Raw genomic sequence first — 20264 nt, 5'->3', positions numbered from 1 at the left:
GAAGGAAAAGCTACGTTGCGTTCGAAGGTCCGGCAAGCACTTCATTGCGTGAAAACACTATTTCCGCAGGTCAGTTGCAGGATTTCATTGCAATGGTTCTGAATCTAATGCAACATCACCCCTTGGGGCGTTGCAATGGATTGCGGCTGAACGCTATGGCGAGGATGCCCCGGTGCGCTGCGGCGGAGGGATCAGGTGCGGGGATCCCGGCCTGTCGCGGCGAGCAGGTGCTCGAACGCGGAGGCGCCCTTCGGGGGAACGACGGCCTCGGCGAAGACGTTCATCCGGCGCCCCATCGGCGCCATCTCCGCGCACACCTTCGCCAGTTCCGCCACGACCGCAGGGGCCGGCTCGAAGGGTGCTCCGGTCGCACGGGCCACGTCCCAGGCGTGCACCGTCAGGTCGAGCAGCACCATGGATCCGACGGTACGGGCGGGCATGTCCATGAGGCCCGTGGTGCCGTCCTCCGCTCCGGGTGTCGACCAGGCCGTGACCAGTTTCCGCGCCTCGGCCTCGAACCGGGCGCGCCAGTCCGCCTCCGCGACGTAGTCGGGGGCTGTGGAGAAGTCGGCGGGCTGCTTGGCGGCGAGGGCCTGGAAGTTCACGACGACGTGGAACAGGTGGTTCAGCAGGGCGCGCACGTCGTACTCGTCGCAAGGAGTGGCTGCGGAGAAGAGCTCCTCGTCGACACCGCACACCACGGGGACGGCGTGGGTGGCGGCGGAGTCCAGAAGGACATCGAGGCGGATCGATTCGTCGTACGTCATGGGGTGATGCTGGACCGGACCGGCCCAGCCGTCTTGAAGAAACGCGCCAGGGCGCGGCGGCCGGGGCCCGCTCGGCGTCGGGGCCCGATGCGGTCGGCGGACAGGGCGGCGTGCGGGCCGGCGGACTTTCCGCGCGCCGCATTGTGTGAACGTCGCGACGCCTCGCGTGCTCGAAGTTGCGCGTAACCATGCGGGTTTGAGCACTTGACGTCATGTACGTGTCACTGCTGCCATGTCTCACGCCCCGACAGGAACAGCTCCAACGACCGCCGCGCCGCGTACTCCGGCGCCGCCGACATCGTGAGGAGAACCAGTCGCATGACCCCCACAGTCCCGTCCGCCCTGCCACGACCCGGCCTCAGACGCATCGCCCTGACCCTGGCCGCGGTCCTCACCGCCGCCCTCCTGGCCGTCGTCCTTCCCGCGCCGGCCGCCCACGCGGCATCCGCCGGCAACGTCACCGGTGTCTCCCGGTCCGGTGACACGTTCACCGTCACCACGTCGAGCGGTGCCGCCGCCCGCGTCGTGATCGCCCGCGCGGACATCCTGCGCGTCTGGCTCTCCCCCGACGGCTCCTTCACCGATGATCCGGCCGGGGGAGACCTCGCCATCAACACCGCCTTCGGCGCGGTGGGAGCGACCCTCACCGACGCCGGGTCGTACTACCGCGTCGGCACGCCGTCCCTCAGCCTGCGCATCAACAAGGCCCCGCTGACCTTCGCCCTCTACCGCGCGGACGACTCCACCCTCCTGTGGGCGGAGTCGCAGCCCACGACCTGGACGGGCGGGCAGACCACCCAGTTCCTCACCCGGGCCGCCGACGAGCAGTTCTACGGGACCGGACTGCGGCTCGGGGAATGGGCGCTGAGGGACAAGACCGTCCCCGTCGCCGTCTCCAACCAGTGGACCGAGAACAGCAACGCCAGCCCCGCACCCTTCTACATGTCCACCAACGGCTACGGCGTCATGCGCAACACCTGGTCCCCGGGCTCGTACTCCTTCGGGGCGCCCACGTCCCTGCGCCACAACGAGAACCGCTTCGACGCCTGGTACTTCGCCGGCGGCTCCCTCAAGGACGTCCTGAACGGCTACACCGACGTCACCGGCAAGCCGTTCCTCGCCCCGGTCTGGGGTCTCGAACTCGGCAACGCCGACTGCTTCAACGCGTCGAACCCGGCCTACCAGGGCGACCACGACCGGCTCCGCCACCAGACGACCCCGGACGTCGTCGGCTACGCCACGGACGCCCGTGCCGCGAACATGCCCTCCGGCTGGTTCCTCCCCAACGACGGCTACGGCTGCGGCTACACGAACCTCCCGGCCACGGTGACCCAGCTGAAGGAGAAGGGGTTCCAGACCGGCCTCTGGACGTCCACGGGCCTGTCCGGCATCGGCTGGGAGGTGGGCACGGCCGGCTCCCGGGCGGTGAAGACGGACGTCGCCTGGATCGGGGGCGGCTACAAGACCGCCTTCAACGGAGTGAAGCAGGCCGTCGACGGCATCGAGAACAACTCCGACGCGCGCCGATTCGTGTGGACCGTGGACGGTTGGGCGGGTACCCAGCGCAACGCGGTCGTGTGGACCGGGGACACCTCCGGAACCTGGGACGCCATGCGCTGGCACGTCCCTGCCATCGCGGGGGCCGGGCTGTCCGGCCTGAACTACGCGAGCGGGGACGTCGACGGCATCTTCGGCGGCAGCCCGAAGACGTACGTGCGCGACCTGCAGTGGAAGGCGTTCACCCCGGCGTTCATGACCATGTCCGGCTGGGGCGCGACGAACCCGTCGGCCGGCTACCAGGACAAGCAGCCCTGGCGCTTCTCCGAGCCGTACCAGTCGATCAACCGCAAGTACCTGCAACTGAAGATGCGGCTCATGCCCTACCTGTACACGATGAGCCGCCAGGCCTCCGACACCGGCGTCCCCTCCACCCGGGCCATGGTGCTGGAGTACCCGAACGACCCCGTCGCGCGAGGGAACCAGACCAGCGGGCAGTTCATGGCCGGGGACTCCTTCCTCGTCGCCCCCGTCGTCTCCGACACCACCACACGTGACGGGATCTACCTCCCGGCGGGCAGCTGGACCGACTACTGGACCGGGAAGGTCTACAACGGGCCCGGCTGGCTCAACGGCTACTCCGCACCCCTCGACACCCTGCCGCTCTTCGTCAAGGCCGGGGCGGTCGTTCCGATGTGGCCGCAGATGAACTACACGGGCGAGAAGCCCGTCTCCACCCTCACGTACGACATCCAGCCGCGCGGCAACTCGTCCTTCAGCCTCTACGAGGACGACGGCGTCACCCGGGCCTACAAGACCGGCGCCTCCGCACGGCAGCAGGTCGATGTCACCGCACCCACGTCCGGCACGGGCGACGTGACCGTCTCGGTGGGAGCGAGCACCGGCACCTATACGGGCAAGCCCGCGTCCCGCGGATACGAGTTCACCCTGCGCAGCGCGAGCGCCCCGGGCACCGTCAGGGTCGGCACGACCGCCCTTCCGGCGCTGACCAGCAGGGCCGCGTACAACGCCGCCGTCACCGGCTGGTACTACGACGCGGCCGACCGCTCGGGCACGCTCTGGGTGAAGACCGGCAGCACCGGCACCGCCTTCACGCTCACCGCCACCGCCCTCACCGTCCCGACCGGCACCCCCGTCGCGGGGAGCGCCCCGATCGGCCAGGCGGGCTGGAGCGTGATCCGCGCCGACAGCGAGGAGAAGACGGCGGAGAACGGCGCCGCGGCCAACGCCATCGACGGCAACCCCGCCACCCACTGGCACACACGCTGGTCCGGCAACGCGCCCGCCCTCCCGCACGAGATCCAGATCGACCTGGGCGCGCGCTACGACGTCGACTCCGTCACGCACCTTCCCCGCCAGGACGGAGGTGTCAACGGACGCATCGGCTCCTACGAGCTGTACGTGTCGGACAGCACGACCTCCTGGGGCACCCCGGTGGCCACGGGCACCTTCCCGGACACCGCGGCGGCGACGCGCGTGACGTTCACCGCGAAACCCGGCCGGTACCTGCGCCTGCGGGCGCTGACCGAGGCGGGCAACCGCGGCCCCTGGACCAGCCTGGCCGAGCTCACCGCCACCGGTCGCCCCTCCGGCTGAGGCGGAGGCGACAGCCGGGGCGGGCGTCCACGAGCGGCGCCCGCCCCGGCGTGGAACGGCGGAGCGAGCTCGCGACGAGCCGTACCCGGGTGGGGTACGCGCGGAGGAATCGCCCGGTCCGCGGTGCGGCCCTCCCGTGGCGGCCCGAACCCTTCGCGACAGGTCCGCGGTGCGGCCCTTCCGTGGCGGCCCGAACCCTTCGCGACAGGTCCGCGGTGCGGCCCTTCCGTGGCGGCCCGAACCCGTCGCGACGTCCGTGCCCGGCCGGGGCGGGACATTCCCGCCGAGTCGGAGGAGCATCTATGGGTGTGAGGCCGGCACGGCGCGCCGCGCCGCCGGGGAGCAGGAGACGGCGCCCGCCGCCCGGCCGCGAGGAGGCGGCCATGATCGTCGACTGCGCTCACTACCGTGACGGGCGCCGGCAGCACGAGGGCGCGATGCCGCTGGAGCAGGCGGCCGCGCGCTGCAGGCTGGGCGGATTCGTCTGGCTGGGCATGTTCGAACCGAGCCCCGAGGAGCTGAGCCGGGTCCGTGAGGTCTTCGGACTGCACGAGCTGGCCGTCGAGGACGCCCGGACGTTCCACCTGCGGCCGAAGGCGGAGCAGTACGAGGACGGCACCGAACTGATCATCCTGCGCACGGCGCGCTACGACGACGAGCGCGAGGAGATCGACACCGGCGAGATCAGCATCTTCCTCGCCGAACACTTCGTGATCACGGTGCGCCAGGGCATCGCGAGCGAGCTGCACGAGGCCCGGAGCCGGCTCGAAGCCCGCCCCGAGCTGCTGAAGACCGGCAGCGCCTCCACGCTCTGGGCCATCTTCGACCAGGTGGTCGACAGCTACGCGCCGGTCGTCGAGGAGCTGGAACGCGACATCGAGCAGATCGAGGCCACCGTGTTCTCCGGGGCGGTCGCCCCGACCGAACGGATCTACTTCCTGCGCCGTGAGGCGACCGACTTCTACCGCGCCGTGCACCCGCTGCTCGCGGTACTGGGACGACGCCTGCAGTCCGGCAAGTCGACCCCGGCGCTCCTGCCGTACATCCGCGACGTGCACGACCACCTGCTGCTGGTCAACGAGGAGGTCGCGGCCCAGCGGGACCTGCTGACCACCGTCCTTGAGGCGAACATCGCGGTGATCTCCGTCGAGCAGAACAAGATCAACCTCCGGCAGAGCGCCACGATGGAGCGGCTCACCGTCCTCGCCAGCGTGTTCCTCCCGCTGTCCTTCGTGGTCGGCTTCTTCGGGCAGAACTTCGAATGGCTCGTCAGCCACATCAGCGGCTTCCCGGCGTTCCTCGCCCTCACCGTCGGCGGACTGCTGCTGCCGTCCCTCCTGCTCTACGCCTGGCTGCGCCGCCGCCGCGGCCACCTGGCACAGCCGATGCCGGAGGTGACCCACCCCGTCCGGCGCGAGGAGCCGACCCTCACGGAGTGAGCCTGTGCTGGCAGACTGGCCGGCTGTCTGCCGAAGGAGTGTCCCGTGTCGATGATTCACCGTCTGCGCAGTGCCGTCCGCCGGACGTACCGGCGTGCCGTGGACCTCAGCCACCCGGCGCGTTCGCCCCTCGGCAGCGCCGTGGTCAACTGCGTGGTCTACCGGGACGGCGTACGTCAGGACGACGTCCGGTCGGTCGACGAGGCCGTCCGGCGTGTGCGGAAGGCGGGTGACGGGTTCGTCTGGATCGGTCTGCACGAGCCGGAGGAGAAGGAGTTCGCGGGGCTGGCCGAGCTGTTCGGGCTGCACCCGCTCGCGGTGGAGGACGCCGTCCACGCCCACCAGCGGCCGAAGCTGGAGCAGTACGACGACGTGCTGTTCGCCGTCTTCAAGACGGTGCGCTACGTGGAGCACGAGGAGCTCACCGCCTCCAGCGAGGTGGTGGACACGGGCGAGCTGATGGCCTTCACCGGGCCCGACTTCGTCATCACCATCCGCCACGGCGGACACGGCTCGCTCGGCCCGCTCCGCGAGGCCCTGGAGTCGGAGCCCGAGCAGCTGGCGAAGGGGCCCTCCGCGGTGCTCCACGCGATCGCGGACCATGTCGTCGACGACTACCTCGGCGTCGCCGAAGCCGTGCAGGACGACCTGGAGGCGATCGAGACGGCGGTCTTCTCCGAGCAGGGCCACCGGGGTGACGTCGGCCGGATCTACCAGCTCAAGCGCGAACTCCTCGAACTGAAGCGGGCCGTGACACCCCTGGGCCGTCCACTCCAGCGCCTGGCGGCCGAACCGGTGCCGACCGTCGCCCCCGAGGTACGCGCGTACTTCCGTGACGTGGCCGACCACCTGGCGCGGGTCAACGAGCAGGTCGCCTCGTACGACGCGCTCCTCGACTCGATACTCCAGGCCCATCTCGCGCAGGTGACCGTCGCCCAGAACGAGGACATGCGCAAGATCACCGCCTGGGCCGCGATCATCGCGGTCCCGACCATGGTCTGCGGCGTCTACGGCATGAACTTCGAGCACATGCCCGAGCTGCGCTGGACCTACGGCTACCCCATGGTCCTCGGCGTCATGGCGGTCGCCTGCTTCGTGATCCACCGGGGCTTCCGCCGCAACGGCTGGCTCTGACCTCCCCGGGCACGCGGCACGCCCGCGTCGACACACCCGCCCGGATGCCGTGGTTCGTCTGCCGGGTCGGCGAGGATCGCCTTGCGGCCACCGCCCCCGCGCGTCTCGGCGGAGCCGGCCGCCCGCGACGATCGCGCCGGGTCCGGCCGACCGCGCCGCGTGGGTGCGGGGTCTCCCGGCCGGCGTCGGCCGGACAAGCCCGTTCCTCCCAGCCCGCCGGAGTCGCCATGGCCGCACCCCCGGAGTCGCCTCGCCCGCGCCGTTCCCGGACGTCGCTCCTGCCGATCCTGATCCCCATCGCGGTCCTGATCGTGGTGGCGGTGGCCGTGGGGTCGTGGCTGCAGTACACCGAGCGGCAGGCGATGGACACGATCCACACCGCCGGCTCCGGAGCCGCCGACCGTGTGGACGTGGAAGCCACCGTCCAGCGCGTCGACGCCTCTGCCCGAGAGCTGGTCCTGAGGGTCCGGGCCGTCCCGCGCGGGAGCTTCGGCGAGGAGGAGGGGACCGCTCCGGTGGCCGATCTCACCCTCCAGACCTCCGCGGCGACCCTCGGCGACCTGGCGTTCAAGGCGCACGAGCGGCTCGCGACCAAGGACGTGCAGGTCGCCATGGTGGGCGGATCGATCAGCGACTACCCGTTCGACACCTACGAGACCGACATCGAGTTCTGGGCGGTTCTCGGCGGTGAACCGGTGCCGGTGCGGGTGCTGTTCTCCAACAACGACACGCTGTTCTCGGTCTCCGCGACACCGACGGCCTCCCCGCAGGAAGCGGCCCTGGGGGTGGTGGTGGCCCGCTCGGGCAGCCTGCTGGTCTTCGCGCTCTTCATGATGGTCGTGATGTGGGCGCTGGCCGCGTCCGTGCTCATCGGGGCCTGGTATCTGACGGCCCGCAACCGGGGGCTGGTCTGGCCCGCCCTCGCCTGGATGGCCGCCACGCTGTTCGCGCTCTCGGCGTTCCGCAACACGGCCCCCGGTTCACCTCCGATCGGTTGCGTGCTGGACTGGTTCGCGTTCCTGTGGGCCGAGACGATCATCGCTCTCTGCCTGATCGCCGTGGTGATCACCGGCGTCCACACCGCCCTCCGATCGGACGACACCCGCACCTAGGACGGGCTACGGCGCGACCTCGAACGTGGGCGGCTGAAGCCCCGCGAGGCATCCCGTGTCCGGCGCGGCCGGAGTGTCGAAGAACGACCGGGTGATCGTCTGCGCGCACGGCGAGTCGGCGAAGACCACATGGGCGACGTAGGGGACCGTGACGGCGGTCGACCGGCTCAGCGTGCGGGCCGCGTACGGTCCGCTGCTCGGCGCGGTCTGGGAGTCGAACCCGCCGGACAGGACGAGGGTCGGGATGTCGCTGTACGTCCGCTGCCGGATCGAGGGGTCCGCCGGGGGGACGTCCCAGGCGCGGCAGTCCGCGTGCATCCAGCTGAGCAGGGGAGCGTTGGCCACGACCGAGCGGGGGAACGTCGGGAACAGGCGCCGCCCTGCCCGGATCACGTCGCCCTCGCTCTCGAACGGGGTCCACTCCCTGCAGAAGACGCCGAAGACGAGCCCGTGGGAGACCCTCCCGATGGCCTGAGGACTGAGCTTCCCGCCCGCGTACTGCTCGGCGATCCGCTGCGGGTTGCCGTGGGCCAGTTCGTCGATGGAGCGGGGCACGCCTGCCGCGACGTGGCTGGCGAAGGTCAGCCAGTTCACCAGGAGTCCGCCGTCCAGCGTGACCTTCACCGGCTCCGGGTGGCCGGGGACCGTGACGGTGGTGGTGACCGGTCGGGCCTCGAGCTCGCTGACCAGACGCTCGAAGGTGCCCTTGAGGTTCGGGTAGCGGGTGTTGCAGGAGGGCTGCTCCGCACAGGCCTCGAAGATGCCGTCGAAACCTTCCCGTGCGGCCTTCCAGGTCACGGCCCCGCCGGCCAGGGACGGCGGCAGGACGCCGTCGATGCCGACCGAACGGATGCCCTTCGGGTGCAGGCGCATGTACTGGAGCGCCAGGTCGGTGCCGTAGGAGATGCCGAACACGTTCCACTGCCTGATGCCCAGGGCCCTGCGCAGTCCGTCGTAGTCGGCGGAGCTCTCGGTGCCGTTGTAGGCGCTGAGGTCGGCCCCGCGCTTCACCAGCCGGTCACGGCACTTCCGCGTCTCCTGGACGTGCAGCCGCCCGGTGGACGGCGCGCCGAAGACGAGGTCGAGGGAGTTCGCGGCGAACTCGTCGACGTTCCGGCAGGTCAGCTCGGGGTCGGCCGAGTAGGTCCCGCGCTGGGACATGAAGATCACGTCACGGTCGCGGTTGAGGCCGCCGCCGACCGCCATCGGGATCTCGGAGACCGCGTCGTCGCCGGGTCCGCCGGCGAGCCACACGATCGGGTCGGATGCCGGCCTCTTGGCGACCGCGGGAATGATCGCGACCGCGAGGGTGATCTTCCGGCTCTTGTGCCGGGAACGGTTCTCGGGAACGGTGAGCGTTCCGCAGCGTGCGCGCTCCAGATCGGGGATCGGGTCCGCCGTCCTGGGGCAGGGGCCCGGCCTGTAGCGGGCGTCGCCCGCCGTCCGGGCGACCGTGCCGAGCGGCGCTCCGGCGCCCGACTCCGCACCGGCGGGCAGCGCGGTGAGGCCGACGACGAGGGCACCGGCCGTGGCTCCGGCCAGCGTGACGGGGAACCGGCGCGACGCGCGCCGGCGGCGGGGTGGCAGGAGGGACATCATGAGGTCTCCGGGGCAGGGGTGATGGTGAACGGTTTCGGGGCGAGTCCTGCCACGCAGCCGGTGTCGGGCGGTGCGGTCGGACGCGTGAGGAAGGAGGCCAGGACGGTCTGTGCGCAGGGCGACTGGGGAACGACGAAGTGGCCGATTCCGGGGATCGGCACGGCGGTCGAGCGGGGCAGCGTGCGGCCGGCGTACGGGCCCCAGCTCGCCCCCGTCTTCGCGTCGAACGTTCCGGAGATGATCAGCGTCGGCACCTTGCTGAAGGTGGCCACCCGCTGGACCGCGGTGCGGTCCGGGACGTTCCAGACGCGGCACAGGTCGTGCTCGAAGGGAAGCTGCGGTGCGTGGGCCAGGACGGTGTCCGGCCATCCGGGGAACGCCCGGCGCCCGGCTGCGAGAAGGTCCGCCTTCGTGTAGCCCGGCGCCCACTCGGCGCACGCCACCGAATGCGTCAGACCGTGGGCGAACTCGCCGATGACGGGCGTCGCCCCGGCGGCTCGTGCCTGGGCGAAGCGCTCCGGATTCCCGCGGGCGAGTTCGTCCAGCGCCGCGGGGACCTCGGTGGCGGGCAGGGCGCCGCCGTCGGTGACCAGCAGGTTCACCAGGGCACCCCCGTCGAGGACGACCTTCACCGGGCCTCCGCCGGCGGGCGGTTGCACCGTCAGCGTCAGGGGGTTCGCCTCAAGACGCCGTACCTGTTCCGTCAGCGTGCGCGAGAGGTCCGGGTAGCGGTTCTTGCAGGCGGGCTGGGCCTCGCACGCCGCGAAGATCGTGCCGATTCCCTCCCGGGCGCTGTCCCAGGCCCACGGCAGGCTCACGATCTGCGGAGGCACGACCGAGTCGATCGTCACCGAGCGGATCCCCTCGGGGTGCCGGCGCAGGTAGGTGAGGGCCAGGTCGGTGCCGTAGGAGTAGCCGTACACGTTCCACTTCTTGATGCCGAGCGCATGGCGCAGGGCGGCGAAGTCCGCGGCGTTCTCGGTGGTGTTGTAGGCGCTCAGCCGGATGCCGCCGGCCGTCAGACGGTCCCGGCACTCCTTGGCGGCGCGCACCAGGAGCCGGCCGGTCGAGGGCGTGTCGTAGGGCAGTCCCACGGAGGCCGCGTTGAACCGGTCCATCTCCGGGCAGGCCAGGTTCGGCTGCGAGTGGAGCCCGCCGCGCTGGGTCATGACGATCAGGTCGCGATCCCGGTTCACACCCGAGTCGATCAGGAAGGGGATGGCCCCGATCGCGTCTCCGCCGGGACCCCCTTCCATGAACACCACCGGGTCCCCGGCGGGCGTCGTGGACGCGGCCGGGACGATGGCCACGGTGAGCTTGAGGGTCCGTCCGCCGCGGTGGGTCCGGCTCTCGGGCACCTCCAGGACCCCGCACCGTCCGGGGATCGGCTCGGGTGTGTCCGGGCAGGGACCGGGCACGAACCGCGCCGGCCCTTCGGGACGCGGCCCGGCGAAGGGGGAGGACAGGGCGCTGCTCGGTGTCGGACCGATCGCGCCCAGGAATGCCAGACCGGCCGCGGCGAGCGCCAGCCCGCGAGCGAACGGCGGGCAGCTTGTCCTGATGCCTTGTTCCGTCATCTGTACCCGTCTTTCCGTCGGCCTCGGCCGTGCCGAGGCCGACGACGATGGTGTGCGGCTCCGTCCGTCCCCGTACGTCCCGGGGGGCGGCCACCGCGTAGGCCAGCCTTCGTCGAGGGCCGGACGGTCACCACCGGGGGAGCGCCACTCGGAGCAATGAGTGATCGGCGATGACAATGCGTTACTGAAGGCCGCGCCGGGAAGGCTTGTTTGCGCGGGAACTGCAACTGGCTGTCATTCTCTTGCGATGCTTGCGCTAGTCTTGCGTGTATGACGCGACGACTTGCTCAGGTGGCGAAAAAGGTGGGGGTCAGCGAGGCGACGGTCAGCCGTGTCCTCAACGGCAAGCCGGGGGTCTCGGAAGCCACCCGGCAGTCCGTCCTCACCGCCCTGGACGTGCTCGGCTACGAGCGGCCCACCCAGCTCAGGGGCGAGCGCGCCCGGCTCGTCGGACTCGTCCTGCCCGAGCTGCAGAACCCCATCTTCCCGGCCTTCGCCGAGGTCATCGGGGGCGCCCTCGCCCAGCAGGGGCTCACCCCCGTGCTCTGCACCCAGACCAAGGGCGGCGTCTCGGAGGCCGACTACGTGGACCTGCTCCTCCAGCAGCAGGTTTCCGGCGTCGTCTTCGCGGGAGGCCTCTTCGCGCAGGCCGACGCCCCGCACGACCACTACCACCAGCTCGCCGAGCGCAACATCCCGGTCGTCCTCATCAACGCCTCCATCGAGGGGCTCGACTTCCCCTGCGTCGCCTGCGACGACGCCGTCGCCGTCGAGCAGGCCTGGCGCCACCTGGCCTCCCTCGGACACGAGAAGATCGGCCTGCTCCTGGGCCCCGCCGATCACGTGCCCTCCGGGCGCAAGCTCCAGGCCGCGCGTGCCGCCGCCGAGGCGGCCGGAACCCCGCTGCCCGACGCGCAGATCGTGCGCTCGATCTTCTCCCTCGAAGGCGGGCAGGCCGCCGCCAACGGCCTGCTGGAGCAGGGCGTCACCGGGATCGTCTGCGCCAGCGACCCGCTCGCCCTCGGGGCGATCCGGGCCGCCCGCCGGCGCGGGCTCGTCGTCCCCCGGGACGTCTCGGTCGTCGGCTTCGACGACTCCGCCTTCATGAACTGCACCGAGCCGCCGCTGTCGACCGTCCGTCAGCCCATCGAGGCGATGGGGCGGGCCGCCGTCGAGCTGCTCTGCTCCCAGATCCAGGGGGTCCACTCCCACCCGGGCGAGCTGCTCTTCGAGCCCGAGCTCGTCGTGCGGGGCTCCACCGCCCCGCCGCCGTCCCGCTAGCGCCCCGGCGGGAGCGCCGTACCGCTTCCTCCTCAAAGGCACCGTTTCCTGTCGTCGTTCGGACGGCTCCGGAAGCGGTGCCTTTGTCATTTCCCTGTCCGTTCCGTTGACAGGGTCGTCATCCAGTAGAAATCTGTGCCCCCAGTAATCGCAAAACATTGACTGTTTCACTCAAAAGATTGCGAGTCACTGTGTACGGACGACGATTGGCGATGGGGCTGCTGATCGCGGCCCTGGTCGCCCTCGGGCTGCTGCCCGTCCCCGCGAACGCCGCCACGACGGCGGACACCGATCTCGCGCTCGGCAGACCGGTCACGGCCTCCGGCGCCCTCGGCGGCTACCCGGCGGGCAACCTGACCGACGGCAGCCAGGCCAGCTACTGGGAGGGGCCGGCCGGTGCCTTCCCGCAGTGGGCACAGGTCGACCTCGGCGCGGCCGTCCGCGTCGACCGCGTCGTCCTCAAGCTGCCCTCCGGCTGGGAGGCCCGCGACCAGAACCTCGCCGTCCTCGGCTCCACCGACGGCAGTGCCTTCACCACCCTGGCCGGCGCCCAGGCCCGCCGCTTCGACCCGGCCGCCGTGAACGCGGTCGGCCTCACCCTGAACGGCAGTCAGGTCCGGTACGTACGCGTCCAGATCACCGCCAACACCGGCTGGAACGCGGCCCAGCTCTCCGCCGTGGAGGTCTACGGCGAGCCGGGCACCGTCGAGCCGCCGGCCGACGGCACCAACCTCGCCCGGGGCAAGGCGATCGAGGCGACCTCGGTCACCCAGAACTACCAGGCCGTCAACGCCAACGACGACTCCACCGGCACCTACTGGGAGTCGGCCGGCTTCCCCGCGAGCCTCACCGTGAAGCTCGGCGCGGACGCCGACGTCCAGGGCGTCGTCGTCAAGCTCAACCCCGACCAGGCGTGGGGGCCGCGCACCCAGTCGTTCGAGATCCTGGGCCGCGCCGCCGGAGCCACGGCCTTCACCACCCTCAAGCCGCGGACCGACCACGCCTTCAGCCCCTCGTCGGGGCAGAACACCGTGACCGTCCCGGTCACCGGCCGCTTCGCCGACATCCGCCTCACCTTCCACTCCAACACCGGCGCCCCGGGCGCCCAGGTCGCCGAGCTCCAGGTCCTCGGCACCGCCGCCCCCGCCCCCGACCTCGTCGTCACCGACCTCACCTGGACCCCCGCCGCCCCCAGCGAGGCCGACGCGGTCACCGTCCAGGCCACCGTCCGCAACGCCGGCACCGCGACGGCCCCCGCCTCCACGCTGAACGTCAGCGTCGAGGGCGCCGTCGCCGGCACCGCCCAGGTCGCCTCCCTCCCGGCCGGGGCCTCCGCGACCGTCGCCGTCCCCGTCGGGCGCCGCTCCGTCGGCGCGTACACCGTCTCCGCCGTCGCCGACCCGGCCGACGCGGTCGCGGAGCTCGACGACTCCAACAACAGCCGGACCGCCGCCTCGAAGCTGACCGTCGGCCAGAGCCCCGGTCCCGACCTCATGGTCACCGGCATCACCGCCAACCCCTCGGCCCCGGCCGTCGGCGCACCCGTCTCCTTCACCGTCGCCGTCCACAACCGCGGCACCACCGCCGTACCGGCCGGCACCGTCACCCGGCTCACCGCCGGCACCACCACCCTCAACGGCACGACCGGCGCCGTCGGCGCGGGACAGACCGTGACCGTCGCGGTCTCCGGCACCTGGACCGCCACCGGCGGCGGCGTCACCCTGACCGCCACCGCCGACGCCACCGGCACCCTCGCCGAGACCGACGAGAGCAACAACGTCTTCAGTCGCTCGATGGTCGTCGGGCGCGGCGCCGCCGTCCCGTACACCGAGTACGAGGCCGAGGACGCCCGCTACCAGGGCACCCTGCTCACCGCCGACCGCCTGCGCACCTTCGGGCACACCAACTTCGCCACCGAGTCCTCGGGCCGCCGCTCCGTCCGGCTCGACGCGAGCGGGCAGTACGTCGAGTTCACCTCGGTGAACCAGGCGAACGCCCTCACCGTCCGCAACTCGATCCCGGACGCGGCGGCGGGCGGCGGCCAGGAGGCGACCCTCAGCCTCTACGCGAACGACGTCTTCGTCCGGAAGCTGACCCTCTCGTCCAAGCACAGCTGGCTGTACGGCACCACCGACGACCCGGAGGGGCTGACCAACAGGCCCGGCGGCGACGCCCGCCGCCTCTTCGACGAGTCGCACACGCTGCTCACCCAGTCCTACCCGCCGGGCACCCGCTTCCGGCTCCAGCGCGACAGCGACGACCGGGCCTCCTTCTACGTGCTCGACCTGATCGATCTGGAGCAGGTGGCCCCGGCCGCACAGCAGCCCGCCGGCTGTGTCTCCATCACCGAGTACGGGGCCGTGCCCAACGACGGCATCGACGACACCGACGCCCTCCAGCGGGCCGTCACCGCCGACCAGAAGGGCGAGATCGGCTGCGTCTGGATCCCTGCCGGACAGTGGCGGCAGGAGCAGAAGATCCTCACGGACGACCCGCTGAACCGGGGGCAGTACAACCAGGTCGGCATCCGGGACGTCACCATCCGCGGCGCCGGCATGTGGCACTCCCAGCTCTACACGCTGACCCCGCCGCACCAGGCGGGCGGCATCAACCACCCGCACGAGGGCAACTTCGGCTTCGACATCGACGCCAACACCCAGATCTCGGACCTCGCCATCTTCGGCTCCGGCACCATCCGGGGCGGCGACGGCAACGCCGAGGGCGGTGTCGGGCTCAACGGCCGCTTCGGCAAGGGCACGAAGATCAGCAACGTCTGGATCGAGCACGCCAACGTCGGCGTCTGGGTCGGCCGCGACTACTCCAACCTCCCCGAGCTGTGGGGGCCGGGCGACGGCCTGGAGTTCAGCGGCATGCGGATCCGCAACACCTACGCCGACGGCATCAACTTCGCCAACGGCACCCGGAACTCCACCGTCTACAACTCCTCCTTCCGCAACACCGGCGACGACGCCCTGGCCGTCTGGGCCAGCAAGTACGTCAAGGACACCTCGGTGGACGTCGGCCACGACAACCACTTCCGCAACAACACGATCCAGCTGCCCTGGCGGGCCAACGGCATCGCCGTCTACGGCGGATACGGCAACACCATCGAGAACAACGTGGTCGCCGACACCATGAACTACCCGGGGATCATGCTGGCCACCGACCACGACCCGCTGCCCTTCTCCGGGCAGACCCTCATCGCCGGCAACGCCCTGTACCGCACGGGCGGTGCCTTCTGGAACGAGGACCAGGAGTTCGGCGCCATCACGCTCTTCGCGCAGGGGCAGGACATCCCGGGCGTCACCATCCGGGACACCGAGATCCTCGACTCGACGTACGACGGGATCCAGTTCAAGACGGGCGGCGGGGCCATGCCCGACGTGAAGATCAGCAACGTCCGCGTCGACGGCACGGTCAACGGCTCCGGGCTCCTCGCCATGAGCGGGGCGCGCGGCAGCGCCACCCTGACGGGGGTGACCTTCGCGAACACGGCGGAGGGCGACGTCCTCGTCGAACCCGGCTCGCAGTTCGTGGTGAACCGCGGCTGATCCGGGCCCCGGGAACGGCGGTCCGCCACGGGCGGACCGCCGCTTCGGCATGCCCGGGCACGGCTTCTGACGCCTTCTCAACTCGCCCTGCCGCAGCGGTAGACGACCCCACGATCCTCTGGAACTCTCTGAGCGTCCCGCGCAAGGAATCGACATTCCGGCGCGAATTCTGGACGCAACCCCGAACGAGAACCGAGGAGCGATGAGGATCCGCAACTGGAGATCACGGTGCCTGAGTGCCGCGATCGCGACGAGCCTCCTGGCGCTGGGCGGTCCCCTGACGACCGCCCACGCGGCGGGCGGCCCGAACCTCGCCCTGGGCGACGCCGCCGCGGCGAGCAGCGCACACGCCGAGTACGGCGCCGCGAACATCACCGACGGCAACCAGGGCACGTACTGGCAGAGCTCCGGCTCCGCCCTCCCGCAGTGGGTGCAGGCCGACCTGGGCACCGCCACCCGCGTCGACGAGGTGGTGCTCAGGCTCCCGGCCGGCTGGGAGAGCCGCAACCAGACGCTCTCCGTGCAGGGCAGCGCCGACGGCACCGCCTTCACCACACTGAAGTCCTCGGCGACCTACGCCTTCACCCCGGGCGCCGGGAACACCGTCACCATCGCCTTCCCGGCGGCCCAGGCCCGTTTCGTACGGGTCGACTTCACCGCCAACACCGGCTGGACCGCCGCCCAGCTCTCCGAACTGGAGGTGCACGGCGCCGACGGCACCTCCCCGAACCTCGCCGCCGGCAGGACGCTCTCCGCCAGCAGCAGCACCCAGACCTACACGGCGGCCAACGCCAACGACGGCAACCGCGCCACCTACTGGGAGAGCACCGGCGGCGCCTTCCCGCAGTGGCTCCAGGCCGACCTGGGCGCCGCCCTCCGCGTCGACCGCGTCGTCCTGCGGCTCCCGGACGGCTGGGGGAGCCGCAGCCAGACCCTGAAGATCCAGGGCAGCACCGACGGCACCTCCTTCACCGATCTGACCGCCGCCCAGGCGTACGCCTTCGACGCGGCGAGCGGGCGCAGCGCGACGGTCACCTTCGGTACCACCACCACCCGGTACGTCCGCGTCCTCGTCACCGCCAACACCGTGCAGAACGCCGCCCAGTTCTCCGAGCTGGAGGTCTACGGGCCGACGAGCGGGGACACCCAGGCGCCGAGCGCCCCCGCGAACCTGGCCTACACCGAGCCCGCCTCGGGCCAGATCCGCCTGACCTGGAACGCGGCCACCGACGACACCGCCGTCACCGGATACGACGTCTACGCCAACGGCGCCCTGCTGACCAGCGTCGCAGGGAACGTCACCACGTTCACCGACTCCCGTCCGGCGAACCAGACGGTGTCCTACCGGATCAGGGCGAAGGACGCCGCCGGCAACCAGTCCGGAGACTCCAACACCGTCACCCGGATCGGCGACGCCGGCGACACCCAGGCGCCGACGGCCCCGGCGAACCTGGCCTACACCGAGCCCGCCTCCGGCCAGATCCGCCTGACCTGGACGGCGTCCGCCGACAACACGGGCGTCACCGGCTACGACGTGTACGCCGACAACGTCCTGCGGGGCAGCGTCGCCGGGAACGTCACCACCTACACCGACACCCAGCCGGCCTCCGCGACCGTCACCTACCAGGTGCGGGCCAAGGACGCGGCGGGCAACCGGTCCGGCGCGAGCAACAGCGTCACCCGCAACGGCACGGGCGGCACCGGCTCCAACCTGGCCGTCGGCAAGGCGATCAGCGCCTCCTCCACGGTCCACACCTTCGCCGCCGCCAACGCCAACGACAACAGCACGGCGACCTACTGGGAGGGCGCGGGCGGCAGCTACCCGAACACCCTCACCGTCAGGCTCGGCGCCGGCGCCGACCTCGACCGGCTCGTCCTGAAGCTGAACCCCGACACCGCCTGGGGCGCCCGCTCCCAGACGATCGAGGTCCTCGGCCGCGCCCAGGACGCCACCGGCCTCACGAGCCTCGTCGCGGCGAAGAGCTACGCCTTCGACCCCGGCAGCGGCAATCAGGTGACGATCCCGCTCACGGCCCGGGTCGCCGACGTGCAGCTCCGGATCACCGCCAACACCGGGGCCCCGGCCGGCCAGATCGCCGAGTTCCAGGTGATCGGCGTCCCGGCGCCCAACCCGGACCTGAGGGTCACCGGGCTGACCGTCTCGCCCGCCTCGCCCGTCGAGTCGGACCCGATCACGGTCGGCGCCACCGTCCGCAACGACGGCAGCGCGGCCGCCCCGGCCAGCACACTCGCCGTGCGTCTGGGCGGCACCGAGGTCGCCACGGTCGCGGTGGGCGCGCTCGCCGCGGGGGCCCAGACCACCGTCACCGCCTCGATCGGGGCCCGCGACGCCGGCTCGTACGAACTGAGCGCCGTCGCCGACGAGGCGGACCAGGTCGTCGAGCAGAACGAGACCGACAACACGTACACCAGCCCCGCCGCGCTCGTGGTGCGGCCGGTGGACAGCTCCGACCAGACCGTCGCCTCGGTGACCACCTCGCCCTCCAGCCCCTCGGCGGGCGACAGCGTCACCTTCAAGACCTCGGTCCGCAACCAGGGCACGGTCGCCACCGCCGCCGGATCCCACGGGGTGACGCTCACCCTGCTGAACGAGCAGGGCGGCACGGTGAAGACCCTCAGCGGCTCGTACAGCGGCGCGCTGGCACCGGGGGCGCAGACGGAGGTGAGCCTGGGGCCCTGGACGGCCGCCGACGGCTCGTACACCGTCCGCACGGTCCTCGCCGACGACGCGAACGAGCTGCCGGTGAAGCGGCAGAACAACACCGCCACCCAGCCCCTCTTCGTCGGGCGCGGCGCGAACATGCCGTACGACATGTACGAGGCGGAGGACGGCACCACCGGCGGCGGCGCGACCGTCGTCGGGCCCAACCGCACGGTCGGCGACATCGCGGGCGAGGCGTCCGGCCGCAAGGCGGTGAACCTGGACGCGACCGGCGAGTACGTCGAGTTCACCACCCGGGCGTCCACCAACACCCTGGTCACCCGCTTCTCCATCCCGGACGCACCGGGCGGCGGCGGGATCGACTCGACGATCGACGTCTACGTCGACGGGGTCTTCAAGAAGGCCCTGCCGCTCACCTCGAAGTACGCGTGGCTGTACGGCTCCGAGACCGCACCCGGCAACTCCCCGGGCGCGGGCGGCCCGCGGCACATCTACGACGAGGCGCAGCTCATGCTCGGCGAGACCGTGCCGGCCGGCAGCCGGATCCGGCTCCAGAAGGACGCCGCGAACACCTCTACGTACGCGATCGACTTCGTGAACCTGGAGCAGGTCGCGCCGGTGGCGAACCCCGACCCGGCCGCGTACGCGGTCCCGTCGGGCTTCACCCACCAGGACGTGCAGAACGCGCTCGACCGGGTCCGGATGGACACCACGGGCGCCCTCGTGGGCGTCTACCTGCCGCCGGGCGACTACCAGACGTCGAGCAAGTTCCAGGTGTACGGCAAGGCCGTGAAGGTGATCGGTGCCGGGCCCTGGTACACGAGGTTCCACGCGCCGTCGACGCAGGACAACACGGACGTCGGCTTCCGGGCCGAGGCCGCGGCGAAGGGCTCGCTCTTCAAGGGCTTCGCCTACTTCGGCAACTACACCTCGCGGATCGACGGCCCGGGCAAGGTCTTCGACTTCGCGAACGTGTCGGACATCGTCATCGACGACATCTGGAACGAGCACTTCGTCTGCCTCTACTGGGGTGCCAACACCGACCGGATCACGATCAAGAACGCGCGGATCCGGAACCTGTTCGCCGACGGCGTCAACATGACCAACGGGTCGACGGACAACCTGGTGACCAACAACGACGCACGGGCGACCGGGGACGACAGCTTCGCGCTGTTCTCGGCGATCGACGCGGGCGGCGCGGACATGAAGAACAACGTCTACGAGAACCTGACCAGCACGCTCACCTGGCGGGCGGCGGGCGTGGCCGTCTACGGCGGGTACGACAACACCTTCCGGAACATCCACATCGCCGACACCCTGGTCTACTCCGGGATCACCATCTCCTCGCTGGACTTCGGCTATCCGATGAACGGATTCGGAACCGGGCCGACGACCTTCGAGAACATCTCGATCGTGCGGGCCGGCGGGCACTTCTGGGGCGCGCAGACCTTCCCGGGCATCTGGGTCTTCTCCGCGTCGAAGGTCTTCCAGGGGATCCGGGTCAACCACGTCGACATCGTCGACCCCACCTACAGCGGGGTGATGTTCCAGACCAACTACGTGGGCGGACAGCCGCAGTTCCCCATCAAGGACACCGTCTTCACCGACATCTCCGTCACGGGGGCGCGCAAGAGCGGTGACGCCTTCGACGCGAAGTCCGGCTTCGGCCTGTGGGCCAACGAGCAGCCCGAGTCGGGCCAGGGCCCGGCGGTGGGCGAGGTGACCTTCAACGGGCTGCGGACGAGCGGAAACGCCGTGGACATCCGCAACACCACCTCCACCTTCAGGATCGACGTCAACCCCTAGCACCCACCCCCCGGCGAGGCCGGTGCGAGCCGCTTCGAGTGGTTTGCGCCGGCCTCGTCTTCATGCAAGGTTGCGCTGCAATGTCGAGCATTTACGAAATCGGCGCGATATCTTGCGTTCACTTGTTGGGGGTGGTTGAGTGTGCGCACCCCACCCACGCATCCGAGTTGGGGTGACCTCCACGCCGCCCGAAGGGGACCA

At 71.1% G+C, this 20264-nt stretch carries 10 protein-coding genes; 7 read left to right on the top strand and 3 right to left on the bottom strand.

All coding sequences use genetic code 11. The features are described 5' to 3' along the window. Nucleotides 1-191: 191 nt before the first annotated feature. Nucleotides 192-767 carry a TIGR03086 family metal-binding protein gene (locus tag IE237_RS33735; protein ID WP_189805970.1) on the bottom strand — a complete coding sequence of 192 codons (576 nt, stop codon included), beginning with the start codon at nt 765-767 and terminating at the stop codon, nt 192-194. A 318-nt stretch (nt 768-1085) separates the two neighbouring features. On the opposite strand from IE237_RS33735, the gene IE237_RS33730 reads away from it, so the two are divergent. From IE237_RS33730 to IE237_RS33715, 4 genes are all read left to right on the top strand, one after another. Next, nucleotides 1086-3881, top strand: a complete 2796-nt coding sequence (locus IE237_RS33730) for a TIM-barrel domain-containing protein (RefSeq protein ID WP_189805969.1) — start codon at nt 1086-1088, stop codon at nt 3879-3881. A 383-nt stretch (nt 3882-4264) separates the two neighbouring features. After that, nucleotides 4265-5320, top strand: a complete 1056-nt coding sequence (locus IE237_RS33725) for a magnesium and cobalt transport protein CorA (RefSeq protein WP_189805968.1) — start codon at nt 4265-4267, stop codon at nt 5318-5320. 51 nt (nt 5321-5371) lie between these two features. Beyond that, a complete protein-coding gene (gene corA / locus IE237_RS33720) occupies nt 5372-6454 on the top strand; it encodes a magnesium/cobalt transporter CorA (protein ID WP_189805984.1) in 1083 nt (360 codons plus the stop codon). Between the two features lie 227 nt (nt 6455-6681). Continuing rightward, complete coding sequence (locus IE237_RS33715; RefSeq protein ID WP_189805967.1) at nt 6682-7566, top strand: DUF4436 family protein; 885 nt, start codon at nt 6682-6684, stop codon at nt 7564-7566. 6 nt (nt 7567-7572) lie between these two features. On the opposite strand, the gene IE237_RS33710 is transcribed toward IE237_RS33715, so the two are convergent. Both IE237_RS33710 and IE237_RS33705 read right to left on the bottom strand, forming a co-directional pair. Then, the gene (locus IE237_RS33710; RefSeq protein WP_229843262.1) at nt 7573-9165 is read right to left on the bottom strand and encodes an alpha/beta fold hydrolase; all 1593 of its coding nucleotides are present in this window, start codon (nt 9163-9165) and stop codon (nt 7573-7575) included. Then, nucleotides 9162-10523: an alpha/beta fold hydrolase gene (locus tag IE237_RS33705; protein ID WP_229843261.1), complete on the bottom strand. Its 1362-nt coding sequence runs from the start codon at nt 10521-10523 to the stop codon at nt 9162-9164. The genes IE237_RS33710 and IE237_RS33705 overlap by 4 nt, the downstream gene beginning before the upstream one ends. 489 nt (nt 10524-11012) lie before the next feature. Between IE237_RS33705 and IE237_RS33700 the strand changes: the two genes are divergently transcribed. From IE237_RS33700 to IE237_RS33690, 3 genes are all read left to right on the top strand, one after another. Further along, entirely contained in the window at nt 11013-12023 is a 1011-nt protein-coding gene (locus IE237_RS33700) for a LacI family DNA-binding transcriptional regulator (protein WP_189805966.1), read from the top strand. Between the two features lie 212 nt (nt 12024-12235). After that, nucleotides 12236-15574 (top strand): CARDB domain-containing protein, encoded by a 3339-nt coding sequence (locus IE237_RS33695; protein ID WP_189805965.1) that lies wholly within the window; start codon nt 12236-12238, stop codon nt 15572-15574. A 202-nt stretch (nt 15575-15776) separates the two neighbouring features. After that, the gene (locus IE237_RS33690; protein ID WP_189805964.1) at nt 15777-20063 is read left to right on the top strand and encodes a discoidin domain-containing protein; all 4287 of its coding nucleotides are present in this window, start codon (nt 15777-15779) and stop codon (nt 20061-20063) included. Nucleotides 20064-20264: the final 201 nt, after the last annotated feature.

This window comes from Streptomyces tanashiensis (assembly GCF_014648895.1).
GTDB classification, from domain to species: Bacteria; Actinomycetota; Actinomycetes; order Streptomycetales; family Streptomycetaceae; genus Streptomyces; species Streptomyces tanashiensis.
The sequence above is the reverse complement of the archived record's forward strand: the minus strand, read 5'-3'. Positions and strand labels throughout refer to the sequence as shown.

Coding starts and splice junctions, on each gene's coding strand:
- IE237_RS33700 (WP_189805966.1), top strand. CDS start 11,013: ATGACGCGACGACTTGCTCAGGTGGCGAAAAAGGTGGGGGTCAGCGAG.
- IE237_RS33695 (WP_189805965.1), top strand. CDS start 12,236: ATGGGGCTGCTGATCGCGGCCCTGGTCGCCCTCGGGCTGCTGCCCGTC.
- IE237_RS33690 (WP_189805964.1), top strand. CDS start 15,777: ATGAGGATCCGCAACTGGAGATCACGGTGCCTGAGTGCCGCGATCGCG.
- IE237_RS33730 (WP_189805969.1), top strand. CDS start 1,086: ATGACCCCCACAGTCCCGTCCGCCCTGCCACGACCCGGCCTCAGACGC.
- IE237_RS33710 (WP_229843262.1), bottom strand. CDS start 9,165: ATGATGTCCCTCCTGCCACCCCGCCGCCGGCGCGCGTCGCGCCGGTTC.
- corA (WP_189805984.1), top strand. CDS start 5,372: ATGATTCACCGTCTGCGCAGTGCCGTCCGCCGGACGTACCGGCGTGCC.
- IE237_RS33725 (WP_189805968.1), top strand. CDS start 4,265: ATGATCGTCGACTGCGCTCACTACCGTGACGGGCGCCGGCAGCACGAG.
- IE237_RS33715 (WP_189805967.1), top strand. CDS start 6,682: ATGGCCGCACCCCCGGAGTCGCCTCGCCCGCGCCGTTCCCGGACGTCG.
- IE237_RS33735 (WP_189805970.1), bottom strand. CDS start 767: ATGACGTACGACGAATCGATCCGCCTCGATGTCCTTCTGGACTCCGCC.